At 53.3% G+C, this 26,630-nt stretch carries 22 protein-coding genes; 7 read left to right on the forward strand and 15 right to left on the reverse strand.

Translation table 11 applies throughout. From position 1 onward, the window contains the following. Window positions 1-11 precede the first annotated feature (11 nt). From efeB to ET464_RS11410, 3 genes are all read right to left on the reverse strand, one after another. A complete protein-coding gene (gene efeB / locus ET464_RS11400) occupies window positions 12-1,319 on the reverse strand; it encodes an iron uptake transporter deferrochelatase/peroxidase subunit (RefSeq protein WP_129440978.1) in 1,308 nt (435 codons plus the stop codon). 1 nt (window position 1,320) lies between these two features. Continuing rightward, window positions 1,321-2,196 (reverse strand): iron uptake system protein EfeO, encoded by an 876-nt coding sequence (efeO, locus tag ET464_RS11405; RefSeq protein ID WP_129440980.1) that lies wholly within the window; start codon window positions 2,194-2,196, stop codon window positions 1,321-1,323. Window positions 2,197-2,418: 222 nt separating this feature from the next. Continuing rightward, on the reverse strand, window positions 2,419-3,285 hold the full coding sequence (locus tag ET464_RS11410; protein ID WP_129440983.1) for a YitT family protein: 867 nt from the start codon (window positions 3,283-3,285) through the stop codon (window positions 2,419-2,421). 1,067 nt (window positions 3,286-4,352) lie between these two features. Here ET464_RS11410 and serS point away from each other — a divergent pair. The 3 genes from serS to ET464_RS11430 all read left to right on the forward strand — a co-directional run bounded on the left by serS (window position 4,353) and on the right by ET464_RS11430 (window position 8,732). Continuing rightward, complete coding sequence (gene serS, locus ET464_RS11420; RefSeq protein ID WP_129440985.1) at window positions 4,353-5,654, forward strand: serine--tRNA ligase; 1,302 nt, start codon at window positions 4,353-4,355, stop codon at window positions 5,652-5,654. A gap of 203 nt (window positions 5,655-5,857) precedes the next feature. Further along, a complete protein-coding gene (locus ET464_RS11425) occupies window positions 5,858-6,571 on the forward strand; it encodes a response regulator transcription factor (RefSeq protein ID WP_129440988.1) in 714 nt (237 codons plus the stop codon). Further along, window positions 6,549-8,732: a sensor histidine kinase gene (locus tag ET464_RS11430; RefSeq protein ID WP_129440990.1), complete on the forward strand. Its 2,184-nt coding sequence runs from the start codon at window positions 6,549-6,551 to the stop codon at window positions 8,730-8,732. Before ET464_RS11425 ends, ET464_RS11430 begins: the two co-directional genes overlap by 23 nt. 136 nt (window positions 8,733-8,868) lie before the next feature. Here ET464_RS11430 and ET464_RS11435 read toward each other — a convergent pair whose 3' ends face one another. The 3 genes from ET464_RS11435 to ET464_RS11445 all read right to left on the reverse strand — a co-directional run bounded on the left by ET464_RS11435 (window position 8,869) and on the right by ET464_RS11445 (window position 12,741). Then, complete coding sequence (locus ET464_RS11435) at window positions 8,869-10,875, reverse strand: copper amine oxidase (protein WP_129440992.1); 2,007 nt, start codon at window positions 10,873-10,875, stop codon at window positions 8,869-8,871. A gap of 234 nt (window positions 10,876-11,109) precedes the next feature. Further along, a complete protein-coding gene (locus tag ET464_RS11440; protein ID WP_129440994.1) occupies window positions 11,110-11,985 on the reverse strand; it encodes a DUF8832 domain-containing protein in 876 nt (291 codons plus the stop codon). Between the two features lie 171 nt (window positions 11,986-12,156). Next, window positions 12,157-12,741 carry a TetR/AcrR family transcriptional regulator gene (locus tag ET464_RS11445; protein WP_129440996.1) on the reverse strand — a complete coding sequence of 195 codons (585 nt, stop codon included), beginning with the start codon at window positions 12,739-12,741 and terminating at the stop codon, window positions 12,157-12,159. A gap of 149 nt (window positions 12,742-12,890) precedes the next feature. On the opposite strand from ET464_RS11445, the gene ET464_RS11450 reads away from it, so the two are divergent. Next, the gene (locus ET464_RS11450) at window positions 12,891-14,372 is read left to right on the forward strand and encodes a DHA2 family efflux MFS transporter permease subunit (RefSeq protein WP_129440998.1); all 1,482 of its coding nucleotides are present in this window, start codon (window positions 12,891-12,893) and stop codon (window positions 14,370-14,372) included. A gap of 204 nt (window positions 14,373-14,576) precedes the next feature. Continuing rightward, window positions 14,577-15,182 carry a DJ-1/PfpI family protein gene (locus ET464_RS11455; protein ID WP_129441000.1) on the forward strand — a complete coding sequence of 202 codons (606 nt, stop codon included), beginning with the start codon at window positions 14,577-14,579 and terminating at the stop codon, window positions 15,180-15,182. A 107-nt stretch (window positions 15,183-15,289) separates the two neighbouring features. Here ET464_RS11455 and ET464_RS11460 read toward each other — a convergent pair whose 3' ends face one another. The 5 genes from ET464_RS11460 to ET464_RS11480 are packed head-to-tail and all read right to left on the reverse strand — an operon-like array spanning window position 15,290 to window position 19,490. Continuing rightward, window positions 15,290-16,081: a tyrosine-protein phosphatase gene (locus ET464_RS11460; RefSeq protein WP_165279984.1), complete on the reverse strand. Its 792-nt coding sequence runs from the start codon at window positions 16,079-16,081 to the stop codon at window positions 15,290-15,292. A 28-nt stretch (window positions 16,082-16,109) separates the two neighbouring features. Continuing rightward, window positions 16,110-16,895, reverse strand: a complete 786-nt coding sequence (gene phnC, locus ET464_RS11465) for a phosphonate ABC transporter ATP-binding protein (protein ID WP_129441004.1) — start codon at window positions 16,893-16,895, stop codon at window positions 16,110-16,112. Between the two features lie 16 nt (window positions 16,896-16,911). Continuing rightward, entirely contained in the window at window positions 16,912-17,760 is an 849-nt protein-coding gene (locus ET464_RS11470) for a PhnE/PtxC family ABC transporter permease (RefSeq protein WP_129441007.1), read from the reverse strand. After that, window positions 17,760-18,557, reverse strand: a complete 798-nt coding sequence (gene phnE, locus ET464_RS11475; protein ID WP_129441009.1) for a phosphonate ABC transporter, permease protein PhnE — start codon at window positions 18,555-18,557, stop codon at window positions 17,760-17,762. The genes ET464_RS11470 and phnE overlap by 1 nt, the downstream gene beginning before the upstream one ends. A gap of 30 nt (window positions 18,558-18,587) precedes the next feature. Continuing rightward, window positions 18,588-19,490: a phosphate/phosphite/phosphonate ABC transporter substrate-binding protein gene (locus ET464_RS11480; protein WP_129441011.1), complete on the reverse strand. Its 903-nt coding sequence runs from the start codon at window positions 19,488-19,490 to the stop codon at window positions 18,588-18,590. Window positions 19,491-19,718: 228 nt separating this feature from the next. Between ET464_RS11480 and ET464_RS11485 the strand changes: the two genes are divergently transcribed. Continuing rightward, window positions 19,719-20,360, forward strand: coding sequence for a GntR family transcriptional regulator (locus tag ET464_RS11485; protein WP_129441013.1), 642 nt, complete (start codon window positions 19,719-19,721; stop codon window positions 20,358-20,360). Between the two features lie 125 nt (window positions 20,361-20,485). Here ET464_RS11485 and ET464_RS11490 read toward each other — a convergent pair whose 3' ends face one another. Further along, complete coding sequence (locus tag ET464_RS11490) at window positions 20,486-21,127, reverse strand: TetR/AcrR family transcriptional regulator (RefSeq protein WP_129441015.1); 642 nt, start codon at window positions 21,125-21,127, stop codon at window positions 20,486-20,488. 146 nt (window positions 21,128-21,273) lie between these two features. Between ET464_RS11490 and ET464_RS11495 the strand changes: the two genes are divergently transcribed. Continuing rightward, window positions 21,274-22,707, forward strand: a complete 1,434-nt coding sequence (locus ET464_RS11495; RefSeq protein WP_129441017.1) for an MDR family MFS transporter — start codon at window positions 21,274-21,276, stop codon at window positions 22,705-22,707. Between the two features lie 171 nt (window positions 22,708-22,878). Here ET464_RS11495 and ET464_RS11500 read toward each other — a convergent pair whose 3' ends face one another. The 3 genes from ET464_RS11500 to ET464_RS11510 are packed head-to-tail and all read right to left on the reverse strand — an operon-like array spanning window position 22,879 to window position 26,547. After that, entirely contained in the window at window positions 22,879-24,384 is a 1,506-nt protein-coding gene (locus tag ET464_RS11500; RefSeq protein WP_129441019.1) for a UxaA family hydrolase, read from the reverse strand. Beyond that, on the reverse strand, window positions 24,377-25,864 hold the full coding sequence (locus ET464_RS11505; protein ID WP_129441022.1) for a tagaturonate reductase: 1,488 nt from the start codon (window positions 25,862-25,864) through the stop codon (window positions 24,377-24,379). The genes ET464_RS11500 and ET464_RS11505 overlap by 8 nt, the downstream gene beginning before the upstream one ends. Beyond that, complete coding sequence (locus ET464_RS11510; protein ID WP_341869691.1) at window positions 25,861-26,547, reverse strand: amidohydrolase family protein; 687 nt, start codon at window positions 26,545-26,547, stop codon at window positions 25,861-25,863. The genes ET464_RS11505 and ET464_RS11510 overlap by 4 nt, the downstream gene beginning before the upstream one ends. Window positions 26,548-26,630: the final 83 nt, after the last annotated feature.

The raw sequence follows: 26,630 nt of genomic DNA on the forward strand, positions 1-26,630 counted from the left end.
CGCTCCTTTATTTAAAACAACGTCTCGCCGATATACCCGCCTTGGCGCACGCCAGGGAAGCAAGCGAACAAGGCGCTGCCGTTATGCACGATATATTCGTTTAACGCATCGTTTTGGCCCAGCTTTTGCTGCAGCGGAATAAACTGCTTGCGGCTGTCCCGGTTAAAGCAAATAAACAGCAGGCCAGCATCGAGCTGCCCTGTTTTATTGTCCATGCCGCTGGAATACGAATAGGAGCGCCGCAATATTCGGACCGAGCCGTCGCCATGCGCCAGCGCAACATGTGAACGGACCGGAATAAGCGCCTTGCCTGTATCATCCTTGGCATTCAAGTCGATTGGATCAAATTCATTGGCGCTGCCTAACGGCGCCCCGCTGCTGCGATGGCGCCCGAACGTCTGCTCTTGGTCGGCCAGCGTGGAGCGGTCCCACACCTCAATCCGCATCCGGATGCGGCGGACCGCCATATAACTGCCGCCGGCCATCCAGTCCGTGCCGTCTTCAGGCTGCGCCCATACGACCTCATTCATTAACCGGTTATCCGTTACATCCGGATTACCCGTTCCATCTTTAAATCCGAGCAGGTTGCGCGGCGTCGATCCGGCCGGATCGGCTGCCCCAGTACGCTGGAACCCTTCCTGCGTCCAGCGCAGCACAACTTTGCCGCGCCCGATGCGTGCCAGATTGCGGACTGCATGGAAGGCGACCTGCATATCGTCCGAGCATACTTGAACGCCAATATCGCCGCCGCACCATTCCGGCCGAAGCTCGTCGCCGCCAAAAGCGGGCATGTCGACCAGCGCCGCCGGCCTCCGGGCAGCCAGCCCGAACCGGCTGTCAAAAAAGGAAGCGCCGACTCCAAACGTAATCGTTGTCCGCGATGGAGACAAGCCGGCCGCTTCGCCCGTATCCGCCGGCGGCAAGTTCTCGTTGCCGCTTTCGGCTTGCACCGTTTCGCCACGTGACACAGCCGCCGCAGCGGCAGTCCATGCTTGAAACAAAACGCGCACATCATCCAGGCTAACCGTTACAAGGTCGAATGCCGCAAACATAATAAAATTTTGCGAAGGGGTCGTAATGCCCGCTTGATGCTCGCCGTAAAAATCAACGATGCCGCCGTTTCCCGCATGATTCGGCTTGTTTTCCGGCGCTTTAATGGCGCCTGCAGCTTCCAGCACGCCGCTAACGCCAGCGGCGCCGAGCAACAGCCCGGCGCCTCCAATGCCAGCCATCCGCAGCAAATCGCGGCGGCTGAGCGGTTTATTCAGCAAATGCTCTTTCATTTGCGTTTGTTTTTGATCATCTTGATGTTCGCTCATCTTACTCCGCCCCCAAAATAACTCCCATTTGCGACAACGGTTCGGCCAGAGCGTCAATCAGCTGGCTTAATTTTTTAGTGTCTTCTTCTTTCAGATCCGTGTAGGAAACGTAGCCGTCCCCATTCTTATAAGTGTCGAGCGCTTTGTTTAGATTATCGAAGCTGGTTCCGATTTTGCTTTCCAGATCCGCATCTTTTTTGTTCAAATCGTCCTTCAGCAGCTCGTAAATTTTTTGCGCGCCTTCCACGTTTGCAGCAAAATCATACAAATCCGTGTGGGAGTAACGTTCCTCTTCGCCCGTTACTTTGGAGGAGGATACTTCGTTCAGCAAGCCGACTGCGCCGGTCACAAGCAAAGAAGGCTCAATGTCGACCGTTTCCATCAACGCGCGAAGTTTCTTCGTATCGTCCAGAAGGCGATCCGCGAAATCCGTCACATCCGCCGTTGTGTTATTGACCCACAACCCTTGCTCGATGCGATGGAATCCGCGCCAGTCAGCTGCGTCTACATCGTTTTCACGGGCGTCGATATCCGGGTCCAAGTCGCCAAGCGCTTCAGCAATCGGTTCAATCCGCTCGTAATACATGCGTGTAGGTGCATACAGCTTTTTGGCTGTATCCATATCGCCTGATTTGACCGCCGTTACAAATTTGTCGGTTTCCGTAATGAGCGTATCCGCCTGGCCGATCGAATACTGGCGGTATGCGTCAATAATCGGCGTCCAGTTCACGCTTTCCGCCGGCGCGGACGCGTCAGCGGAAGGCGCAGCTGTCTGCGCTGCATTGGCATTGCCGCTATTATTGTTATTGGAACTGCATCCGGTAAATACAACGCTGCAAGCAATTGCTGCAGCAGCCCATTTCAAGTTCGTTCTCATTTCTCAATACCCCTCATCCCTGCAAAATAGTAAAACAGCCGTTTCATCCTATTAAAGCTCTAAACGAAGTATATGGGATACTGATAATCATTGTCAATTAGATTTTTTAGGTTCCCTTTTGCCGCCGTGCGCAAAAAAAAACCGATGCCGCAACCGGCTGCCGCCGGCCGAAACATCAGCTTTATTTTCATTCAGGAATGCAAAGCCGCCTTCCTGCTGCTATTAATGGATGTCTTTTTTCGCAAAATTGCTGCCATGCACGTCGGATACGCTTTGGATGGACAAGAAAGCTCTCGGGTCTACATCATGGACCAGCGATTTCAGCTTGGCCAGCTCCACCCTCGTCACAACGCAATAAATAACTTGCGTTTCCTCGCGGGAGTAGCCGCCTCTCGCCATAATAAAGGTCGTGCTTCTGCCCAAACGGGAGTTGATCGTATCGGAAATTTCCTCGTATTCGTTGGAAATGATCATCACCGATTTGGATTCCTCCAAGCCGTCCACGACAATATCAATCAGCTTGATGGCGATATAATAAGTAATCATCGAGTACATCGCCGAATCCCATTTAAATACAAAACCTGCGGCAATAAAAATAAAGACGTTGATAATCATGACAATTTGTCCGACGGACATGTTTGTTTTTTTGGAGAGCAGAATCGCCACGATTTCCGTGCCGTCCAAGCTTCCCCCGAAACGCATTACGAGACCGACGCCTGCGCCGAGAATCATGCCGCCAAACAGCACCGCCAGCAGCTTTTCCTCCGTAAACGGAGCATGATGATGGAGAATTTGAGTGGTAATGGACATGATCACAATGCCGTACAGCGTCGAAAATACGAATGTTTTGCCTATTTGCTTAAACCCCAAGACCAGAAACGGTAAATTCAGAATGACAATGAAGATGCCATAGGACATGCCTGTCAAATGCGAGAGCATGATGGATATGCCGGTAACCCCGCCGTCGATAACGGAGTTGTTTACCAGGAACAGCTCAAGAGCCACGCCCATCATCACCGCTCCGATTGTAATAAACAAAATGCGTTTTACAATTTCGAGAAACGATAATTTTTTATGCGCTTTTGCCATGGACCAAACTTCCTCCTATTCCTTCTACTACATAAAGCTTATCATAAATTGTCGTTGTTCTCCAAATTGAGAAGAAGGCTGAAGAAGTTTTTTCATCAGAAAATGGGTAATCGTCCAAACACATCCACACCTGTCCTGCATAAAGTAGGGTGAACACCTATCACGAAAGGTTAAAGGAGCTGAACGACCCTGTCTAAAATGAAAAAACAACCTAAACAAAATAGAACCATTACGCCGTTACCGGGCTTGCTCGGACCTGGTGGTCCTGGAGGTCCCGGCGGCCCCGGCTTCGGACCCGGAGGGCCGTTTGGTCCCGGCGGTCCAGGCGGCCCTGGCGGGCCTGGTTTCGGTCCCGGTGGCCCTGGCGGTCCCGGAGGGCCGTTTGGTCCTGGAGGCCCCGGCGGGCCATTCGGACCTGGCGGTCCCGGCGGCCCCGGCTTCGGACATGGAGGTCCTGGAGGTCCTGGAGGCCCCGGCGGGCCTGGAGCGCTTGGTTTCGCACCGGGCTGCGTGGGCAGATGGGCATTCGTCAGAACCAATAACGGCCAGTCGTTCTGGATGTTTATCCAAAGGTCGCAGCCGTTTGGATCAACTTCCGGCTGGGTATTCCCAACCTTTACGTTCCAGACCATTCCGTCGCACACGATTGTCAGCGTAAATTGCAGCTTCTAACTATAAACCGGCCAGCGGCCGCGCCGCTGGCCGGTTTCATTTGCGCCGTTTCCAATGGCATCCGCCTTGTCCGGATAGCCGCTTCTTGTAAGACCGCGTTTCATGCGGTATACTTATGAACAAATTTCAGAACGACCAATCGCCGATGAAGAGCATCCAACTCGGAGGCGTTTTCGCCAAGGAACAAGCAAGCAAGGCTGTATACCGCCATTTCCGCCTGCTGCACATGCTCCCTAAGTTAACCGGATCCGCCCGTTATCGCGGAACCAAGGCGGACTTGCCAGGCTTTCGCGCCGGCAGGTCAAGTTGGGTGGCACCGCGAGTTCAAACGCTCCTCGTCCCAAACGAGAGGGCGTTTTTTGTGTTTTTATAACCCAAAAAGGAGCGGTGCCATCATGTTGGAGATGAAGTGGATCAGAGAAAATGCAGATAAGGTGCAGCAGGCTGCGAATGACAAACGGATGGAGTTCGACGTTTATGAGCTGGTAGAGACGGACAGTTTGACGCGCAGACTGCAGCAGGAAACCGAAGCGCTGCGGCAGGCGAGAAATACGCTATCGCAAGCAGTCGGGCTCGCTATTCATCAAGGGATCGAGGCGGAAGCCGACGCGGCCAAAGCCAAGGTTGCCTTGGTCAACGAACAGCTGGCCGTTCTGGAACAGGAATTCGCGGCTGCGGAAGCACGCCGCAGCCGCCTGCTGCAGCGCGTGCCTAATATCGTATCGGAGGATACGCCGGCCGGGGCATCGGATGCTGACAATGTTGAGATCCGGAAAGTTGGCGCCTTGCCGGAATGGGGCTTCCTGCCTAAAAGCCATATCGAGCTTGGCGAGCTGCATGATATGATCGATTTCCGCCGCGGCGTCAAAACAGCCGGCACCCGGAGCTATTATTTGAAGGGAATGGCGGCTCTGCTGCACCGCGCGGTGCAGCAGCTTGCTTTGGACCTGCTGCTGGACAAAGGATTTACTCCGCTGGAGGTTCCGCTTATGGTGCGCGAGGACACGCTTGTCCATGCCGGTTTTTTACCGCTCGGCGAAGACCAGGTCTACCGCATCGCCGGCGAGGACCGCTGGCTTGTCGGCACCTCGGAAGCTCCGCTTGCCAATTATTACGCCGGTGAAGTCATTGACGCGGCCCGGCCGGTGAAGCTCGCGGCCGCCTCGTCATGCTTCCGGAGCGAAGTTGGTTCGGCGGGGCGGGATACGCAAGGACTGTACCGCGTCCACCAGTTCGCCAAGGTGGAGCAGGTCGTCATATGCAAAGCCGACTATGCCGTTTCGGACCTGCTGCTTCATGAAATAACAAGCAATGCCGAGCAGCTGCTGCAGCTGCTCGAACTCCCTTACCGGGTGATGGCCGTTTGTACCGGCGATATGTCGCAAAAAACGTACAAACAATACGACATTGAAACCTGGATGCCCAGCCGCGGCAGCTACGGCGAGACGCATTCGTCGTCGAATCTCGGCGACTTTCAAGCCCGCCGCTCGAACATCCGTTACCGCGGCGCGGACGGCAAGCTGCGATACTGCCATACGCTTAACAACACGGCGGTTGCTTCGCCCCGCATCTTAATTCCGCTGCTTGAAAATCACCAGCAGGCGGATGGCTCGATCCGTATTCCCGCCGCTCTCCAGCCTTACATGCGCGGTGCGGAGCGCATCGTGCCGCCCGGCCAAGAAGAAACAAACGGCTGATTAAAGCCGCCGCCAGGAACCGGCTGTCCAGAGCAGCCGGTTCCTTTTTTATTCGGAACTTGCCATTCCCCTTTTTTTGCATATGTAAAATAATCTAACATATTTATTGCCTCATATGCTATTTTTCCTTTAAAATAAGGAATGTACGTCATAAATCCTTACATAAATATGGTTGTCCATTTAAAACCGATGAGGTGAGCAGCATGCCAGGGGAATTAATCTTAACGGTTGACGATGAATCGCGGATTGGCGAACTGGTCGGGATGTATTTGGCCAAAGACGGCTTCCGGCACCGGACTGCCGCAAACGGCAAGCAAGCGCTGGAAATTGCCGAAAGCGACCGCCCTTCCCTTATTGTACTGGATGTGCGCCTTCCCGATATGGAAGGTTATGAGTTATGTTCGCTTCTCCGCCAAACTACCGATGTGCCAATCGTATTTTTAACCTGCAAAGATACCGAAATTGATAAAGTCGTAGGTTTAAGCGTCGGCGCTGACGACTATGTCAGCAAGCCGTTCAGCCCTGTCGAATTGATGGCCCGTATTAAAGCCCAGCTGCGCCGCAACCGGATCGTGCAAAGCCGGGATGAAGATACGCCCGCAGAAATGCTTGCCTCGGCTCATGTGCGCCTGTCGGTCCGGACGCATGAAGCGTTTGCCGACGGCAACCGGCTTGATCTTTCCGCCAAAGAATTCCAGCTGCTGTCTTATATGATGCTTCACGCCAAACAGGTGCTGACCGCCGAGCGTTTGCTCACCTCCGTCTGGGGTTACGAAAATACGCTTGATACGAAAACACTCCAGGTACATATTGGCCATCTCCGCAAAAAAATTGAGCCCGATCCGGCAAATCCGAAGCGCATCGTAACGATTCGGGGCTTCGGGTACAAATTCGATGAAGCCGTTCGTCCGATTTAGGCGGGGCGGCGGCGCGCCAAAAACATTTGCCCTGCAGCTGCTGCTGACCCTGCTTGCCAGCTCTCTCGCGCCGCTGCTTCTCTTGTCCGTATTTGGCGGCCAGACGATTCGCAGCCAGCTTCAACGTTCCAGCGATATGAGCGTAGAACATGCGGAAAGCAATTATATTAACCTGTACCAGCAAAACATTGAAAAGCAGGTTCAAAGTATTGATTACGAGCTTCGCAAAGTGGAGAACGCCGTTCTTGTCGCCAAGGCTATGGCCGAAGCTGTTTTTTCCATCCATAACCATACCGCTGTCGAACCCGTTGCTTTACAGTATGACCCTTTCAAACGAACTTTTTTGGATACCGGACCCGACGAGCAGGGCAAAATCAGCATCCGCTCCGACACCGCTGCCGCCAAGCCGCCGCCGGAGCTCATTTACGATTTGACGAAGAGCCGGGCTTTATTCCCCCTGTTCCAATCAGAAACGGCCCGCAACCCTAACATCGTTTCGATGTACTACATTCATCCGCAATCCGGTTCTTATCACTTTCCCGTATATGACGGGCCGCCCGATCCGGTTCAGCGGAAAATAAACAAGCTGACGACCTATTCCTTTTATACCGACGCGCTGCTTGTTCCGCCTGAAGCCAATCAGGTCGTATGGACCAAGCCGTATTTCGACATTACCCCAAGAGGCTGGATGTTTACAGCTACAACGCCGGTGTATGACGAGAACAAAACACTGAAAGGCGTGGTAGCGGCGGATGTTACGATTACCAATTTTATCGGGAATGTGGTGGATATTAACTTCAACGGGCAAGATGGCTATGCGCTGCTTCTTGACACCGGCTACAACCTGATCGCAGCCCAGCAGCATGGAATCGCACAAATCAATCAAATGAATTTATCCGCCGTATTCGGGAACGCCGGCGCCAGCCGCTCTTTAAACTACCGCAGGCTGGAGCTGAACGGGGAGCAAAAGGCCGTCTTCAGCCGAAGCATCTCCTCGACCCAGTGGACGCTCGGGTATGTCATATCCGAAAAAAAACTGCTTGAACCGGTGAATGCGGCAACCCGGGAGCTTAGCAGGCAAACTGAAAGGAAGCTGGTCGTCCAGCTTGCGTGGCTCAGTGCACTCGCAGTCTTTTTAAGTATCGGCCTTGCTTTTTTTCTGCGGAAACGGATTACGAAACCTGTAGATGCACTTTCGGACGCCTTTGCCAGGATGGGGGAAGGGAAGCTGACAGCCAAACCAAGCGATACGCATGTGATGGAATTTGACCGGCTGCTCGATTCCTTCAGCCAAATGGCGAATAAAATCCGCGAATTAATGGAGCAGCAGTCCCGCTTAAATGCGGAGCTGGAGTGGAAGGTGCAGCAGCGGACGATAGAGCTGCGAGAGATGAATGCGGAGCTGGAACTGCGGGTGAACGAGCTGCTGCGGCTCGAGCAGTGGCGCAAAGAGCTGTTCATGAACATCTCGCATGATTTGAAGACGCCGATTACCTTGATTCAAGGTTATATTGAAGCGATTAGCGACGGCACGATACCCGAGCAGCAAACCGGCATCTTTTTGCAGCGCATTTATGACGGCATCCAGGCGATTACCGTTTTTGCCCGTAATTTAAATGAACTGAGCTTGCTGGAGTCGCGGCAAATCTATGCGGATATGGCTCCTTTGCGCGCCGGCGGCTTGTTTCAGGCGACAGCTGTAAAATGGGCGCCTTATATGGAACTGGAGAATCGCCCGTTTCATATCGAAGAGATGGCTGAAGACAACTTTATCGTTGGCGACGCCCATCTGCTGGGCCGGCTGTTGGACAATTTAATCGAAAATGCGCTGAAATATACGGCGGCGCAGCTGCCCGTCACTTTCCGGAGCGAACGGTCAGGCGATATGATACTGTTCAGCGTCATAGACTCCGGCCCCGGCATCCCGCAGGAGGCTGTGCCTTATGTGTTTACCTCCTTTTACCGGGTAGATAAATCCCGCAACAGCAACACTCCCGGCAGCGGGCTTGGGCTCGCCATCGCCAAAGAAATTGCCGGCATGCATGGCGGCAGCATCAGCCTGCAGGTGCGCGAGAATGCCGGTTGCTGCTTTACGCTGGCGCTTCCGTTAATGAAAGAGCCGGAAGCGCTTATCCGGCCGGAGCTGCCGCCAGCGCAATAGCTTGCAGCCCGCCCGGCGGGATAAGCAGCTGCAAACAATAAACAGCCTCCAAGCGCTTTTTCAAGCGCCGGGAGGCTGTTTGCCGCTTCAAGGAGGCATTCGTTTATTTCTCTCTAAGCCGCCTTGCAATGCGCATTTAAGATGCCGGTTTGTTCAAATCCAGCGTAGGAGTCTCATTAAAAAAGTTCCACGGCTTGATCATCGCCGTTACCCATTCGGTTGGCATAATCGGGAACTCCTCCGCCCGCATGACATGGGTTGTGCCGGTCGTCAGCCATACGACGGTGTCCGTATTTTCGATGGAACGGTTTTGCTGCGTCCATAAACCAAGGCCAGTGTCTTTATTATGCGCAGTATATTTGCCTTCGGAATATTGTTCGTCTTTTTTATACGGCGTTACCCAAATATGATCTTTAATAAATTCAGCCCGCTTCAGCACGTAATCGGTTTTCGTGAACAGCGGCTCTTCCATAAACGGATGGGTGCCGCCTGCGTACGGAATGACCTGGTAGCCGGTTGCATAACCTTGTTTATTTTCCGTCCCTTTGCTTGTAATCAGCACAATTTTGTCCGGGTCGAACTTCTGGATCGCGTCCTGTTCTTTTTTATACGTTTTTTGGAGCATCAGCATTTCACTCCGCGCAAACTCCGGATTTTGCACACTTTCCGCTTTCGGCATAATTTCGCCGACCGAATTCGTCTCGCCGTCGATATCGAGGTCAAGCCGGAAGTTGAAAATATGCTGATGCGTCGGTGCCACGATGTTGGCGTCTACCAGCGTGCCGTTGCGCGTATCTGTTGCAGCCGTCTTGTCGTGCATCGTTTTGGTATCTACGGCTTTCACTTGCGCAAGGCCGGTTGCGCCAACCATCAGCTTGATTGAGCCGTTTTGGAGGAATACCCAATCCAGCACGTAATCGTAGTTGCCGATCGTTGCGATCGAGCGGAAAACAAGCTCGCGGCGTTCGCGCGCTTCACCATTGTGCGACCATTCCGGGTCGGCGTACCGTTCAAATACAGCAAATGCATTTTTGATTACACTCGCTTTCCCTTCCGTGTCATTAACTGCGGCATCGAACAGCGTCGCATTTTTCGGCACATCGGAGCCGATGTTAAGCGAACGCGTGGACATTCCAACGCCGTATTCGCCGGCATCCATAAAAATTTTGTACAGCCAGGCCGGATCCGGATCGCCGTAAGGCACCATCATGCCGCCCAAGTACCCTTCATACATAATTTTACGTTTATTGCCGCCGTCATCGTACGTAACCGTCGATACAATCGGGCCTACGCGCGGATCAAGGCGGAAGTGGAAGTTCCAGTTCTGCCAATCCACCATATTGCCCTTTACATTAAAGCTGGCGCCTTGCGGCTGGGAAATAATAAGCGGCTTCAGCTCATCCGTCCGTTTGGATTTGACGACCTTCGTGTAATCGTTAGGATCCGTTGGCACCGGCGGATTGGCGTAATCGTAAATTTTAAGCACTTTCTTGGCATTCAAGTCGACCAGGAACGCGAGTCCGTCCATCGGATGGGCGAAAGAATTCGCGGCGTTCTTGATGGCCGGCTTTGGCACAGACATGGCAAGGCGGGAACCCGGAGGCGTCAGTTCGGGGCCGTAATCGCCAAGCGGGCCGTCGCTGAACCGGATCTGGCTCAGATCGGTCAAGCCATGCTTTTTCAGCGCGGCGACGGCATTTGGGTCTTTTTTAACAATATCGCCGGTTTGCCCGAATTCGGTATATAGCGGCCAGCCAACCGTCACCGCTTTCCAATCGGCTAATGTTCCTTTGTCCAAATCAACAATTCCCTCATACGGCTTGTCGTTTAAAACTGCGGTAAAAGTGGCTTTTCTCGGCAAATGTTTGCCGTCACCCGAAAATTCCCAATTCCAGACCGCCGCCTTGTCCGGCTCTTCCAGCTTCAGCTCGGCAAAATAAAGGCTCGAGCCTTTCGCCTTTTTCACAATTTGCGCAGCCTTCTCCATTTCACCCGGCGTCAGCGGATTTAACGGGTGGTACACGATAGCTGCAACTTCCGCCGCGCTCAGCTTGTTTACGCCCAACGCGCCGTAACCGATGCCGGTCGAGCCCACAATAAGCGCCGCCGCAACTAACGGAACAATAATTTTTTTCTTGTTCATGTTCTCCCTCCATTACCTGTTAATGTTTAGAAGCTTTATGTTAGAAATTGTAACGCAAGGAGGTAAAATCGGAGGGAGATGAAAGTAAAATCCAGCTGCAGGTTTGCAAAAGATTGGTTATGGCCGGAAATAATGGCGGCTTGGCGCGCCCGATCGGCTCACTTGCCGGAACCGGACGATACAAACAATAAGCCTCTATCCTAAAACGGAAAGAGGCTTCACTTATGTCCTTATTTATTTCACTTGAACGGTAAAAGGGACTACTATCACTTGCCCTTCCCGCTGGAACTGCCCCCACATTTGATAGAGGCCGCTGCGCGGAAAGCTGACGCCAAATACTGCCTGCGGACCGGAGGAAGCCCAGTTAAGCGGATGAATATGCAAATAGTCGTTTAAACCTTCGTCTACCGCAACGACATGGCCAATCGCTCCCAAATAAAGCTCCATATCCCTCAACGGCTCCCCCGACCTGGCATCTGTAAATGTATAAGTCAGCGTTAACGCCTGCCTGGCCTCCAATTCCTGGTCAAATGCCGCTTCCACATGTATACCGTTTATGTCCGCCGATCGTTCCGGGCTTGCGGCGAGACGCCCAGGCGGCAAGCTTTGTCCGGCTACAGCAACGCTTGACATCCGCGTCAGCTCATTCATGCCGGAAGGTTGAAAATCGGCATACAGCCGGTATTCGCCGCCGGTATTAAACTGGACAGGCAGTTCATACTTTCCGCCTCCCTTATATTCGGGATGGATATGCTGAAACTGCTGCAAATCAGCGCTGACGATAACAAGATGGATCAGCTTTTCGTTTACTATATCGAATTGCTCCACCGCATTGCCGCCTTTGTCCTTAACGGACATGACAAGCCTCGACTGCTCTCCCGCCCGGGGCTTGCCGTCCGGCCATTCAAATGCCATCGTAACCCCTTGTTCCGCTGCCGTTTCCATGCCCGGCCCGGAATGGCGGTGTGCAAGGCTCATTGCAAACGGATCGAGATAAGGATCTGCCAGATCGCCGGACGCTTTCGATTTGCCCGCTCCTTGCAGCACATTCGTTAATGCAAAACCGATGATGAGCGCCCCGCCCAACATAACCCATTTCATAGATTTCAACGGCCACCCCTCCTTTTGCTATCCATTGTAGCGTTGTCCGGTAAAGGCTCCCCCGCAGCAAGGTAAAATTCCGGTAAAATGACTGGACGGATCGTAAAACTCACCTATACTAGACAAAAATCCGGCACGCAAATCGCGGCCGGACTTTCTATTTAATATGAAAGAAAAAATTCAGTTTAGCGGCTTTTCGCCCAGTTCGAACAGCTTCTGGTTGGTCAACAGCCGCAAATAATCGTCAATCTGCGCGGCGGATTCCCGGCGCCCGTTCTCGATCCACCAGGCGGCCAAAGCGATTCTCGCCCCGGAGTAGAAGGCCGCGATAATATCCAGCGGGAGAGGGAATTTAACGCCCTCGCTCTCCATCTCCTTCAGGTCTTTCTTGATGCCTTCCAGGCCGTGCTTATACATAAGCTGGGAGACTACTCCGTTCGATTCGCATGACATTAGAGAAATCAGATTGTTATCGTTAATAATGGCTTCCGTCGTTTGAATCGGATAAAGCAATCGTTCCCGGGCCGTTTTTTGGCCAAACAAGTTTTCAATCTCGGTTAACCCATATTGGAGAAGATGGTCTTTATCCTCGAAATGATTGTAAAAAGTCGTTCGATGAATCATCGCCTTGTCGCAAATTTCCTGGACCGTTATCGACTCATAAGCATGATCCTTTAACAATGCAAGCAAAGCTTCCCATAAAAGCTTATGCGTACGCCGCACCCTCATATCCGTTGAGGCGGCTGATACCTTTTTTTTCGACATTTTCTCCCTTTCTGTGGAATACTCTACAACTTCGTATATTTTGGCTCTTGAGTTGAGGACGTACTACCTAGTATATTAGACACTATACATTTGTAGAGATAAACATACAACTGTAGAAAAAATACAGAGAGGGAGAGATAACTCAACATATGGATGCTTCAGCTACAACTACTAACAGCGGCTTAGGAATTGATCTTAGCAAGATCAAACGCGGCCCTATTGTCGTCGCGCTTATTATTGGAGCTTTTGTCTCTATTCTTAATGAAACGCTGCTCGGGAACGCGCTTCCCGATCTCATGAAACAATTTTCGGTGTCTGCATCTACGATTCAGTGGCTGACGACCGCGTATATGCTCGTGATCGGCGTGCTTGTTCCCGTAACGGCTATTTTACAGCAGTGGTTCTCGACCCGCCAAATGTTTCTAACAGCTATGACATTATTCCTGATTGGCAGTATCGTATCCGCAGTCGCGCCTGAATTCGGCGTCCTGCTGGTCGGACGAATTATTCAAGCTTCCGGTACCGGCCTGATGCTTCCGGTTATGATGAACACGATTCTCGTCATTTTTCCGCCGGAGAAGCGGGGCGGCGCTATGGGACTCATCGGCTTAGTCATCATGTTCGCACCGGCCATCGGCCCAACCATCTCCGGCTTGATCATGGACTCCTTGACCTGGCGCTGGCTGTTCTACCTTGTAATTCCGCTTGCCGCTTTCTCGGTCGCTTTCGCGGCTGCATTTTTGCAAAATGTATCGGAAGTTACGAAACCAAAGGTGGACGTGCTGTCCATCCTGCTGTCGACCATCGGCTTCGGCGGCATTGTGTACGGCTTCAGCAAATCGGGTGAAATCGGCTGGTCCGATCCTGAAGTGTATTGGATGATTATCGCAGGCTGCGTCGGCCTCTTGCTGTTCATCTGGCGCCAGCTGGTCGTCAAGTCTCCGGTGATGGATCTGCGCGCATTTAAGTACCCGATGTTTTCGCTCGTCGCCGTGCTTATGCTGGTCTTGATGATGACGCTGTTCTCCACAATGACCATGCTCCCGATGCTGCTCCAGGGCGCATTGTTCATGACCGCATTCAAATCGGGAATAACGATGCTTCCGGGCGGCGTAGTGAACGGGATTATGGCGCCGGTCTCAGGCAAGCTGTTCGACAAGTTTGGCCCTCGGGTGCTCGTCATCCCTGGCTTAGTCATTACGGCTTTGTCGGTATTTCTGTTTACGACGCTGGATGAGGCGTCCAGCACGGGTTATGTCATCTTTATTCATATCGTAATGATGATCGGGCTCTCGATGGTTATGATGCCTGCGCAGACGACAGGCCTGAACCAGCTTCCGCGTCACTTGTACCCGCACGGTACGGCGATTCTGAATACGCTGCAGCAGGTTTCCGGCGCCATCGGCACGGCGCTTTTCATCAGCATCATGTCGAACGGGCAAAAAGATTATTTGAAAACATCCAGCGATCCTGCGGCTCCGCTGGAGCAAGCGAAAGCCCTTGTATCCGGGGTCAACAGCGCTTTCTGGGTCGGCCTTATCATCAGCATCATCGCTCTTGCGGTCGGCCTCTTCATTCGCAGAACAAAAGCGCCTGAAGGCGAACATGCCGGCGGCGGTATGGGGCATTAAATACAAGAAAAGGGTTATCCCGCAAGCTACGGCTTCGGGACAACCCTTTTTTTTTGCGTGACAACTAATCCATTCTTTTTCATTCGACAAAAATAGAAGCGCTGTCCTCCTTTTGTTCCATTGACATGCCATGTAAGGAATCAGATAATAGGATTGAATTGAAACTATTGCCTTATTATCCCATTATTTGAAGGAGTGAAGCCTATGTCGAAAAAGATTTTGTTTCTGACCGGCGATGCGGTGGAAGTGCTTGAAGTTTATTACCCGTATTACCGTGTGCTGGAAGAAGGCTACGAGGCTGTCATCGCATCTCCGAAGCAAAAAACGCTTTATACCGTTGTGCATGATTTTATTGACGGATGGGATACATACACAGAAAAACCGGCGCATCAGCTCCAGTCTCACATCTCGTTTGTAGACGTTGACCCTGAAGATTATGCCGCCGTCATTATCCCCGGCGGCCGCGCGCCAGAATATATTCGTTCGGATGCCGAGCTGCCTCGCATCCTGAAGCATTTCATCGACGCGGATAAGCCAATCGGCGCCATTTGCCACGGCCCGCAAGTGTTCCTGTCGCTGCAGGATAAAAGCTATTTCCAAGGCAAAACATTAACCGCCTACAATGCATGCCGCCTTGAAGTGGAGCAGCTTGGCGCAAATTATGCCGATGAAACGCTGCATGTAGACGGCAAGCTGGTTTCCGGCCATGCATGGCCGGATCTCCCGGGCTTTATGCGCGAATTTCTGAAGCTCGTCCGCGAGGACAGCCGCGCTTCCGAAGAAGAAAACAACGAAGCTTATTCGGTATAACTCACATCGCTTGCTGAATAGGATAAAGGCCTGGACGCTTATGGTGCGTCCAGGCCTTTATCCTATTCAATTCCAAATGCCGTGCCGAAGTCCAGTAAAGCGTTCGCCTATTCCAGACAGCGGCTGCGGATCGACTCGATTTTGTCCTCGGTGAGTCCAAATTCCTCTTCGAAATAAGCTTCCATCGTGCCGTATTTGCTTTCGATCGCACGGAATGCCGCTTCCAGAAACTCAGCGCTTGCACTCATCATCCGTGAGAAAATCGCCATATGCGCTTCGCTTACTTTGCCGGCCAGATGGCCCAGCATTTGCTCATGCATACCGGACAGCGTTTCGTTCGTAATCAGATAGTCTTCGATAATAATGTCCCTCGGCACGCCAAGCAGCGACAAAATGATCGCGGAGCCGACGCCCGTACGGTCTTTGCCCGCGGCGCAATGATGGACTAGCCCCAACCGTTCCGGATCAGCGAGCAGCTCGATAAGCCGCTTGTAGGACGCGTTGCCGATCGCCATTTCGCCGTACAAGTTGTCCAGCTTGCCGTTATCGAACTGCTCCAGGAAGCTGTCGCTGAACAAATCTTCCGGCGAGCGGTACTGGTTGCCGGCAATGGCCGGAACGCGCACGTTCAGCACGCCTTCCATAACCGGGTCCGGCTTCATCTCCGCTTCGTCGTCGCTCCGGTAGTCAAATATCGTCTTGATGTTCAGCGTCTTCATAAACGCGATGTCCTCTTCCGTCATGACCGACAAGTCATCGGCGCGGAACAAAATGCCGTATTTCACTTTGCGGCCGTCCGCCGCCGGATAACCGCCCATGTCGCGGAAGTTGCGCGGCCCTTCAAACGGGATAACCCGCTCTGCCGGATAAGTCGAGAAACGCTCCAATACTTGTGTCATTTTCCATTCTCCTTCGTACGCTTTATTTTTATACCGCTTCCGCAGCTTTGCCGTGCATCTCGTGCTCTTTGCCTTCATAAATGTTGAAAATCATTTCATCCGTCAGTTGTTCCGGCGTGCCGTCGAATACTTTCATCCCGCCTTTAATGCCTACAATACGCGTCGCGTATTTTTTGGCCACGTCCACCTGGTGGAGATTGACGAGGCATGCGATGCCTTGCATGCGGCAGTTGTCATAAATCGTATCCATCACGACTGCGGATGACTTCGGATCCAGGGAAGCGATTGGTTCATCGGCCAAAATCAGCTTCGGCTGCTGCATGAGTGCGCGGCTGATGCCCACCCGCTGCTTTTGCCCGCCGGACAGCTCATCGGCGCGCTTGTACACCTCGTTCTCCAGGCCGACCTTGGCCAGCAGCTCAATAGCTGCAAGCTTGTCCGCTTCGCTGTACCGGCTGAATACGCCTGCCAGCGGGCTCATGTAGCCAAGACGGCCATGCAGCACGTTTTCCAGCACGCTGGAACGGTTAACGAGATTATAATGCTGGAAGATCATGCCGATTTGCGAGCGCCAGCGGCGCAGACTGCTTTTGCTCCGGCTAGTCATCGCTTCGTCCAGAAACGAAATCGTCCCGTCCGTCGGCTCGATCAGCCGGTTAATGCTGCGCAGCAGCGTCGATTTGCCGGCGCCGCTAGGCCCGATAACCGCGATAAATTCGCCCTGCTCTACGGTCAAATCAATTCCCCGCAGCGCAAACGTTCCGCCGTTGTACGTTTTGGTCAAACCTTCTACCTTCAATATCGTTGTGGTCATGGCGTTCCCTCCCGGTTTATCGTCTCGCCAAGCGGCTGCGGACGCGATTGGATATTAATTCGACAGCAAATATAGTCACAAATACAATCACAATGCCCATTCCCAAATTGGCAAAATCATAAAAGGAAATGTAATCCTGCAGCAGGACGCCGATGCCGCCTGCTCCCACCATGCCAAGCATGACCGTCTCCGCCACTTCCATTTCGAAGCGGAATGACAAGATCGCCAGAAAAGGTAAAATCAAGCCGGGCAGCAGCCCTTTAAATACGATCTGCAGCCAGGATGCGCCAACTGCACGCATCGCCTCGATCGTATCGCCGCCGGTTTCTTCAATTTGGGCGGCAAACGATTTGACCAGATAGGAAGATGTCGGGAACAAAAGCCCCAGTACGCCTGCCATCGACCCGAAGCCCATGCTGGCCACCGCCAGCAGTACCCAGATCGTGGTAGGAATGGTGCGGATGATCAGCAATAAATAGCGGAGCAGTCTCCCCGCCCACTTAACGGGCGTAATGTTTTCCGCGATCAAAAAGGATAAGAGCACCGAAAACAACACGCTGATCGTTACGGTCAAAAAGGCAATAATAATCGAAGTCACCATGCCGTCTGCCAAATCGCCAAACGATTCAAACGAAATCGCCATAAATTTGGAGGCGATATTCGGAATGCTGGACAAGCCATTCGTAAACTGATGCCAGCTTAAATCCAGAAATCCGAGGCATACGACAAACAGCAGCGTTGCCGTGCCAAAAAACAGTCTCGTCTGCAACTTGGTTTTGCGGTGCGATATCGGAATTTTTTTTCCCCGCTTGCGGGCAGGCCGCTCGGATGGAGCGTACCGCGAAACGAACGTATTGGGCTGCATTATAAAATACGCTCCCTTACTTTTTGTGTCGTAAATTCAACCGCCAGAATAAGGACGATCAGGATGACGATAATCATCGAAGCCCTGCCGTACTGGAACAAGTCCATTGCCTGCTTCAAATTGCTGCCGATACCGCCCGCCCCGACAAGGCCCAATATAGCGGAAGAGCGGATATTGATTTCAAACATAAACAGCGTCCAGGAATAATAACCGGGCATGAATTGCGGAATAATCGCGTGCTTGATAATTTGCAGGTACGTCGCTCCGCTTGCAGACAACGCTTCTGTCGTTTCTTTGTCCAGTTCTTCAATGGATTCGGCATATACCCGGGCAAGAAAACAAGCGCCAAACAGGACTAATGCGAACAGGCCGGGCATCGTGCCGACGCCAAAGATGACGACCAGCAGCGAAGCCCATACGAGAAACGGAACGTTGCGGACAAACGAGATGATACCGCGGAACACAATGCGGACAGCCGGATGCGGCGATGTATTGCGCGCCATCAGAAAGGCGACAGCGAGTCCAAACGCCGAAGCCATGAAGGTACTGACGACCGAAAAGATAAGCGTATCCAGCACCGGCTTAAAGTAGCTGTCCATATGGGTCATCTTCGGCGGCAAAAAGTCCGAAAATATAAAGTTGAAAAACAACGGAATGCCATTGATAAATTCAGTGAAATCAAATTTGATATACCAGATGGAGAAGACCAGCGCTGCTGCCAGCAGGGCGAGCGACATCAGCCGCTTGATCCTCTTTTGCTTTTGAAATAACGGCGATGCCGCTGTCCCGTTTTGCATGCCTTCATGGCCTCCTTTTGTTGCGGCTTCTTATTTAAGCAAATCTTCAGAGCTTAATTTCAGCTGCTTCGCCACATCACGGATGTTGTCGAAATCGCTGTCTTTGACTTCTACGAATTTAGCGTCTGCCATACCAAACAGGTTTTGGAAATATTCAGGGTTGTTGTAGCCCAGCAGGAATGCTTTTACTTTCTGTTTCACTTCATCCGGAACAGTGGAGCGGATGCCGACAGGCGTTGCATTTAACGGGCCGGACTGCGCGATGACACGGTAAGAATCTTTCGGAATAAGCCCTTTTTGCACAAGCATTTCCGGGTACATGCCCGATACGCCCGCTGCATCATATTGGCCCTTCACGACGCCCAGCACAGCGGTATCATGTTTGCCGGCAAACTGAATGCTTTTGAAGAAACCAGACTCAAGCTCTTCCGGATCAATGCCCAGCTCATCAACGATCAGCGATTTCGGGAACAGATGCCCTGTTGTCGATACCGGATCCACGAAGCCCATCGTTTTTCCTTTCAGATCGGCAACGGTTTTGATGTCGGAATCTTTCGGCACGATAATGACGGATGCCGGCGAGTTCGCAAGCGACGGCATGCTGATGCCGACGATCGGCTCAACCTTCGCGCGGTCTACTGCAACGATATAAGAGAACGGGCCAAACGTCGCCATATCGGCTTTGCCGTTTTTCATCGCTTCGATAGCTGCGTTGTAGCTGGTTGCTTTATACGACTCGACAGGCAGGCCGATTGCGGCAGAAAGCTTGTCCTCGAAATCTTTATTTAATTTTGCCGATTCATCGTTTGCTTCCCCCGGCAAATACGCAATTACGAATTTTTTCATGGTGCCTCCGGACTGGCTCGATCCGCAAGCCGACAAAATCGAAACGGCTGCCATCAGGAGCAATACAATGCTTGCAATCTTCTTCACGTGGTTACCCTCCAATGAGTTGTTGTATTTCCTCTCGAATACAACTTGAATACTAGACGTATTTTGTTAACGCGGTGTCATCTGCTTTTGGATGTTTTGTAAAATCAAATTTCGTAAATTTACACATATATTTACGTTTTTTTAACTTTTCGCCTGGCGGGCATTCATTTTATACTAGCCACACAGGTAACGGAAAAATGGAAGCAGGAAAGGACGTAGGTTCACGTTATGAAAGAAGGAGCACCCACATTAGTAGAAACGGCGTACCGTCACCTCCGTCTTCAACTGATCGACGGGCATATTTTGCCGGGGACGATGCTTTCGGAAAATGATATTGCTTCAGAATTGGGGATGAGCAGGACACCGGTTCGCGTCGCGATTTCGCGGCTGGAATCGGACGGACTTGTCCAGTCGCTGCAAAAAAGAGGCGTGCTGGTGAAGGAGGTTTCCTACCGGGAATCCATCGAGCTGCTGGAGCTGATCCTTGCCGCGCAGCTATACGCCGCGTCGCTGATGGAGACAGAAGGATTCAAAGAGCTTGCCCGGCTGCAGGACATATTCCGAAGCCAAGAGGCCGCTACAAAATCCGGCGATTACGCAGCGTATGTGCAGTGCAACCTGAATTTTACGCGCTGCTTTATTTCCAATATCGCAAATGTTGCGATGCTGAAGGCGCTTGAAGGACCGTTTAATAAAGCCGCTGTGTTTGCGATGGTCAATTACCACAAAACGCCTGATGCGCCGCATTACAGCGCAACGCCGTTTAACGAAAGCTTGCTGCGGGCGGTAGAAAAAGAAGATTACGCCGAAGTCAGAGCTATTTTGCAGCGATTCTCGCTTAAAGTCCGTGAGATGCGGACGTTTTATTAAGCGAAGCTGTCTCCTGCGGGGACCGGCCGCTGGTATTCGCGCAGCGATACCGATGGCCAGCATCGGGAGGGCCGCTCATGCCATGGCCAAAAGCAAAACAAACAAGGCTGATCCGGGAAACCGGATCAGCCTTGTTTGTTTTGCTTTTGTACAAGAGGCAGAAACAGGACATCGACAATCTCGATAACCGCCTCATCCGTCAGCGGCGTATGCGTGGTAAGCAGCTCGAACCGCAGCAGGTCGACGGGAAGGGCTATGACACGTTCCGGCAGACCTGCGAGCGTTACTTCTCCCCGCTTCTCGGCGTTCTGCAAAATGTTTTTCATCGCGATCGCGAGCGGATCTTTCGACCGCGGCGGCAGCGTCAGCTTGGCAGGCAGATCGTCTCCGTGGTACTCAATCAGCAAGCCGTGAATCGTCTCGGCCCCAATCATTTGTACCGGCTTGATGATCCGATTCAGCAGATCGAGTACGTCCTCTCTCAAGCTTCCCGTATCGGGCGCGTCAAAGGAAGGCTTGGGCAAATGCTTCATGATGGCGGCCACGATCAGTTTCGCCTTGCTCGGCCACCTTCGGTAGACAGCCGTCTTATTCGTTTTCGCCCGGACGGCGACCGCTTCCATCGTCAGCTTGGCATAACCGGTCTCCCGCAATTCCTCCCATGCCGCCTGCAGAATGGCGTTCTCCAGAACCTCTCCGCGCCTCCGCGATCCCGTTGTTTGTTGTTTCTCTTTATTGGAGTTGTGCTCGTGGGACTGTTCCGACATATGTTGTTCCTTCTCCCGCAATGTTTTTCATCTGGCAATGCCTCTTTCCTGTAAATAGTATATTGCATTTTCGCTAGAATTATAATATTGTATTGAAATAAGGTACGGTACGTACTGTACCTTAAATAGCGAAGAGGTGAACTGGAATGGCTAAAACTCAAGCGGAGACTACTACGCCTCCCAAAGAAAAAATCGACCCGGGCCTATTAAAAGTCGCACTTATTCTTGTTTTTGGCGCGATCGCTTCCCAACTGGATTCAACGATGGTCAATGTAGCCATCAACTCGCTTGCAATCGACTTGCATAGCACCGTGTCTGCCATTCAATGGGTAATCACAGGTTATGTGCTGGCGATGGGGCTGACGGTTCCGGTTTCGGGCTGGGCGATACAGCGCTTTGGCAGAAAAAAAGTATATATCTTTTCGCTGTGGGTGTTTCTAATCTCTTCGATTTTATGTTCGCTGGCCTGGAACACCGGCAGCCTGATCGGCTTCCGCCTGGTTCAAGGGATTGGCGGAGGTCTGCTCGTTCCGACGATGCAAAATGTGCTTGTGCAATCCGCAGGCGGACGCAGTCTCGGAAGGCTGATTTCGATTATTAGCATACCGGCGCTGCTTGGACCGATTCTTGGACCGGTCATTGGCGGGCTTTTGATGGACAATATGAGCTGGCGCTGGATTTTTTACGTGAACATTCCAATTATGCTAATTGCACTCTGGCTGTCCTGGAAACATATTCCGAAAGACGAAACGGCCAAAAGCAAACCAAAGCTTGACGCCATCGGTCTGCTTCTATTGTCGCCTGCGTTCGCAGGATTAATATACGGCATCTCGAAAATCAGCTCTCACGGAGGGTTGTCCTCTGCAGGCGTGCTTGTCCCTCTGGCGGCCGGGCTGGTCCTGATGGCTGCCTACATCGTATACGCTTTGCGGGCAAACCGTTCTCCGCTGGTCGATTTGCATTTATTCCGTTCCCGGAATTTCCTGGCGTCTAATATTACGCTGTTTCTATCGGGCATGGTGATGAACGGGGCGCTTCTGCTGCTGCCGCTTTATTACGAACAGGTCCGCGGAGAAACTGTGCTGGCGACAGGGCTTCTCTTAATTCCGCAAGGGGTCGGAATGCTTCTCACAAGGAGCTGGATCGGAGGAATGGCGGATCGGATCGGTTCCCGCAATATCGTATTAGCCAGTCTCGGCGTGACGCTGGCGGCTACTGTACCGTTTGCCTTCGCGGGAACGGATACAAGCTACTACTTGCTGGGTGCGGCGCAACTGGTGCGCGGAGCAGCTTTAAACGGCATATTAATCCCGATCATGGTTTCAGCGTATGAAGGGCTGCGGAAGGAGCAAATTCCTCATGCAAGCATTTCGACACGGATCTTTCAGACGATTGGCGGCGCGTTCGGCTCGGCTGTTCTGGCGACCGTTATCGCGCATCAATTGACGGGCGGAACAGCCGCGCATTCCATCGCCCATGCCTATCAGCTCGCATTCTGGTGGTCGGCCGGATTTACAGCCGCTTCATTCCTTCCGGCAATATTTTTAGCTAACCGCCATTCCGTTAAAGGGAAATCGTAATGCGCGCCACTGCAGCGGCGGGCAGGGGTAAACTTGAATAAAGAACCGCCTTAAAAGCGAAACGGCGGCCGCAGAATAACTATTCCTGCGGCCGCCGTTGTTTCATTTGCCGGTATTTTTTTGCCATGCACAGGCCATGCTAAACAGCAACAATAATGGCGAACAGGATCGTTACAACATAACGCCGTCCTTGAATATGGCGATTTCCTTGAAACCGTTGCGCTCGTTATGCGTTTCCGCTTCGCCCGAGGCCAACGCAAAAATTTGGTCCCACAGCTCGTCGGTCAGCTCCTCCATGCTTTTGTCCTCCAGCAGGCGGCCGGCGTTAAAGTCGATCCAGTTTTTTTTGCGCTGGGCAAGCTCGCTGTTCGTTGCGATTTTGACGGTAGGCACCGGACCGCCAAACGGCGTCCCGCGGCCGGTCGTAAACAATACGATATGCGCGCCCGCGGCCGACAACGCCGTTACCGATACGAGATCGTTGCCCGGCGCTTCCAGCAGGTTTAAGCCCGGCTTCGATACCCGCTCGCCGTACGCGACGACATCGGTCACGATCGCATGTCCGCCCTTCTGCGTGCAGCCAAGCGACTTCTCCTCCAGCGTGCTGATGCCGCCGGCCTTGTTGCCCGGCGAAGGATTCTCATAAATTTCCTGGTTATGGCGGAGAAAATATTGCTTGAAATCGTTGATCAAATGGACGATGTCGCCAAATACCCGCTCATTCGCCGCACGGTTCATCAAAATCGTCTCCGCGCCGAACATTTCCGGCACCTCGGTCAGGATCGCCGTGCCGCCCGCCGCAACGAGACGGTCCGCCACCGAGCCGACGAGCGGATTGGCCGTAATGCCGGAGAGGCCGTCGGAACCGCCGCATTTCAGCCCCAGCTTCAGTTTGGATGCCGGAACGGGCTCGCGTTTAAACGCAGAAGCGTACGCGGCAAGCTCGTCGATCCGCTCCAGAGCCGCTTCGATCTCGTCTTCTTCCTCCTGCGAACGCATAAACTTTACGCGGTTCGGATCGTATTCGCCGATCGCTTCCTTGAACGAGTCGATTTGATTGTTTTCGCAGCCAAGCCCAATGACAAGCACGCCTCCGGCATTCGGATGGTTCACAAGCGCAGCCAGCAGCTTTTGCGTATGCGTCAGATCGTCCCCCAGCTGCGAACAGCCAAACGGATGGGCAAAATGGTACACGCCGTCGACCTGCCCGCGGTATATTTGATCCGCCCGCCTGGCGATGATTTCGCATGTTTTGTTGATGCATCCGACGGTGTTAATGATCCAAATCTCATTCCGGATGCCTGCTTCCCCGTTCGAGCGGACATAGCCGTTAAAGGTTCGGGATGCATATACAGGATCTGCGGAAGGCTCCCGCTCAGCAGCGCCGGAAGGCTCGTACGTATAGTCCAGAATGCCGGACAAGCCGGTTTTCATATTATGCGTATGAACCCAGCTTCCCGCCGGAATGTCCGCTTTGGCTACGCCAATTGAGTAGCCGAACTTCAGAATATGCTCGCCTTGCTTGACGGCAGAGGCAAGCACCTTATGCCCTTTCGGCACATCATCGAGCAGCGTGAGCGTAACGCCGCCTTCCAGCTCCAGCTTGCCGCCGGCCTGCAAAGGCTGCAGCGCAATAACAACATGGTCCTTATCGTTCAGGCGCACCCAGCTATTCATGAACCGCCGCTCCTTCCAATGCGGCGAGTTCAGCCGCAAGCGCGTCCGCAAGTCCGCTCCAGCGCGACAAATCCTGCCCCCATACTTCGGCGCGGGACAGCAGCCGTTCCGCCGTCTGCGCAACCGTCTGGCCCGGACGCGCCCACTCTTCTGCGAGCGCGGCAAGCGCCTCTGCATCGTCGCGGACCGTATACGCCTTGCCTTGCAAATCGGTGCCGGCGTAGCCGCCGTCCGCCGTCTGCGACACTTTGTAATAACGCAGCAAGCCGGCAAAACCGCGGACAAGCCGCTGCGGCGGCCGCCCTCCCGCTGTCTCGTAATGAAGCAGCGAAGGCAGCAGCCTGACCTTAAACTTGCTGATGCTGTTCATCGCAATATCGTACAGGCGGTGGCGGATAAACGGGTTGAGGAACCGGTCGTAGACGTCATGGGCATACGCTTCAAGCTCCTCCCGGTCCATTGGCATCGACGGAATAATTTCCTGCTCGACCGCCTCGCGGATCCATCGGCCGAGTTCCGGATGCTCCATAACTTCTCTCACCTGCTCCAGCCCCAGCACCAGCGACAGCGGCGTCATCAGCGTATGCGCGCCGTTCAGAATGCGCACCTTGCGCAGCTGGAACGGCTTCAAATCATTCACCCAATGCACATTCAACCCTGCCTTGCGCAGCGGCAGCAGCTCATCCAGCTCCGGCTCGCCTTCGATCGCCCACAAATGGTACGGCTCCGCCGAATTCAGCATGTGATCCTCATAACCCCACGCTTCGAACCAGCCTTCCGCCTGCTCCGCCGGATAACCCGTTACAATCCGGTCGACCAGCGAGTTCAGGAACCGGTTGCTGCTTACGACCCATGCTTTGAACTCCTCCGAATAACCCCAATCGTCGCTGTATTGCAGCACGCAAGCCTTCAGCTCGTCCCCGTTCCGGTCCAGCAGCTCGCACGGCAGGAAAATAAGCCCCGCTTCCGGGCTGCCGCCAAACGCTTCGAACCGCTTATGCAGCAAGTAGGCGATTTTGCCCGGGAACGACTGGATCGGCTGCCCTTCGTTCAGCGGCTCCGGACGGTACTGCAGCCCGGCTTCCGTCGTGTTCGACACAACGAACTTCAGCTCGGCGCTTGCTGCGCAGCTCTCCCATTTGTCCCAATTCCCGTACGGGTCAAAAGCTTCGCGAATAACGGAGATGATCTCTTGGCGTTCCACCGGCTGGCCGTTCTCCAGACCGCGGACGACCAGCGTATACAATCCGTCCTGCGCCGCCAGCGTCTCGATTTTCGCTTTGCCGCCGGGGCGCGGCTGCGTTACGGCGACGCTGCCGTTAAACAGCCCTTGCGCCCGGCTTTGCTGCAGCATCCAATCCACGAATCCGCGCAAAAAATTGCCTTCCCCAACCTGCAGCACAGTGACCGGGCTTTGCCGTACAGCTTCATAAGCGAGCAAATCCTGCTCCGAAAGGCATTGCGATCGTAAAGGTGTCATCGTTTATAAAACTCCTTTGCGTTTAGTCCAAACAGTTTTGCCGTATCCCAGCCGGGAGGAAGCGCATTGTGCAGCAGCTCCACTACTTCTTTATACGTCGCCGCCTGCAGCGCAACAGGCCAGTCGCTTCCGAACATGACCCGGTCCGGGCCGAATTCATGCAGCACATGCCCGATATAAGCGGTAAAATGCTCCGGCTTCCAGCTGGCATGGTCCGCTTCCGTCACCAGGCCGGACAGCTTGCAGTACAAGCGCGGATAGCGGGCCAGCCTGCTCATTTGCGCCCGCCACGGCTCTACGATGCCTTCGGCAATACGCGGTTTGGCCAAATGGTTAATGACGCCGCGCAAGTTCGGCACCTGCTCCATCAAGGCTGCCAGCGTGTCCAGCTGGTCGGAAACGAGCAGCAGATCCACCGGCACATCCAGCTTCTCATATTGCCGCAGCGCATCGATAAACGCCGGGCTGAGCGCTTCTTCACCAGACGGAATCATCAGCCGGAAGCCCGCATATTTCGGGTGGCGGCTGAACCGCTCATAATGCAGCAGATGGTCCGGGTCCAGCAAATCAAGCCAGCCGACCACTCCCGCTACAGAAGGAGTACGCTCCGCCAGCTCCAGCATAAACGCCGTTTCGGCAAGCGTTGGCGCCGCCTGAACAAGAATGGTATGATCAAACCCCATTCGGCGAGTTCCGGCTCGAGCTGCCCGGGCATATAATCCTGATGCAAAACGGCGTTATGCGGCTTGATCCAGCCGTAATCCCC

Origin of the sequence: Paenibacillus protaetiae (genome assembly GCF_004135365.1) — a bacterium.
In the GTDB taxonomy this organism is placed as follows: Bacteria; Bacillota; Bacilli; order Paenibacillales; family Paenibacillaceae; genus Paenibacillus_AP; species Paenibacillus_AP protaetiae.

Coding starts and splice junctions, on each gene's coding strand:
- ET464_RS11505 (WP_129441022.1), bottom strand. CDS start 25,864: ATGACACCTTTACGATCGCAATGCCTTTCGGAGCAGGATTTGCTCGCT.
- ET464_RS11460 (WP_165279984.1), bottom strand. CDS start 16,081: ATGACACAAGTATTGGAGCGTTTCTCGACTTATCCGGCAGAGCGGGTT.
- ET464_RS11485 (WP_129441013.1), top strand. CDS start 19,719: ATGAAAGAAGGAGCACCCACATTAGTAGAAACGGCGTACCGTCACCTC.
- ET464_RS11500 (WP_129441019.1), bottom strand. CDS start 24,384: ATGAATAGCTGGGTGCGCCTGAACGATAAGGACCATGTTGTTATTGCG.
- ET464_RS11445 (WP_129440996.1), bottom strand. CDS start 12,741: ATGTCGAAAAAAAAGGTATCAGCCGCCTCAACGGATATGAGGGTGCGG.
- ET464_RS11430 (WP_129440990.1), top strand. CDS start 6,549: ATGAAGCCGTTCGTCCGATTTAGGCGGGGCGGCGGCGCGCCAAAAACA.
- ET464_RS11470 (WP_129441007.1), bottom strand. CDS start 17,760: ATGCAGCCCAATACGTTCGTTTCGCGGTACGCTCCATCCGAGCGGCCT.
- ET464_RS11450 (WP_129440998.1), top strand. CDS start 12,891: ATGGATGCTTCAGCTACAACTACTAACAGCGGCTTAGGAATTGATCTT.
- ET464_RS11410 (WP_129440983.1), bottom strand. CDS start 3,285: ATGGCAAAAGCGCATAAAAAATTATCGTTTCTCGAAATTGTAAAACGC.
- ET464_RS11490 (WP_129441015.1), bottom strand. CDS start 21,127: ATGTCGGAACAGTCCCACGAGCACAACTCCAATAAAGAGAAACAACAA.
- phnE (WP_129441009.1), bottom strand. CDS start 18,557: ATGCAAAACGGGACAGCGGCATCGCCGTTATTTCAAAAGCAAAAGAGG.
- ET464_RS11455 (WP_129441000.1), top strand. CDS start 14,577: ATGTCGAAAAAGATTTTGTTTCTGACCGGCGATGCGGTGGAAGTGCTT.
- efeB (WP_129440978.1), bottom strand. CDS start 1,319: ATGAGCGAACATCAAGATGATCAAAAACAAACGCAAATGAAAGAGCAT.
- phnC (WP_129441004.1), bottom strand. CDS start 16,895: ATGACCACAACGATATTGAAGGTAGAAGGTTTGACCAAAACGTACAAC.
- serS (WP_129440985.1), top strand. CDS start 4,353: ATGTTGGAGATGAAGTGGATCAGAGAAAATGCAGATAAGGTGCAGCAG.
- ET464_RS11435 (WP_129440992.1), bottom strand. CDS start 10,875: ATGAACAAGAAAAAAATTATTGTTCCGTTAGTTGCGGCGGCGCTTATT.
- ET464_RS11425 (WP_129440988.1), top strand. CDS start 5,858: ATGCCAGGGGAATTAATCTTAACGGTTGACGATGAATCGCGGATTGGC.
- ET464_RS11510 (WP_341869691.1), bottom strand. CDS start 26,547: ATGGGGTTTGATCATACCATTCTTGTTCAGGCGGCGCCAACGCTTGCC.
- efeO (WP_129440980.1), bottom strand. CDS start 2,196: ATGAGAACGAACTTGAAATGGGCTGCTGCAGCAATTGCTTGCAGCGTT.
- ET464_RS11495 (WP_129441017.1), top strand. CDS start 21,274: ATGGCTAAAACTCAAGCGGAGACTACTACGCCTCCCAAAGAAAAAATC.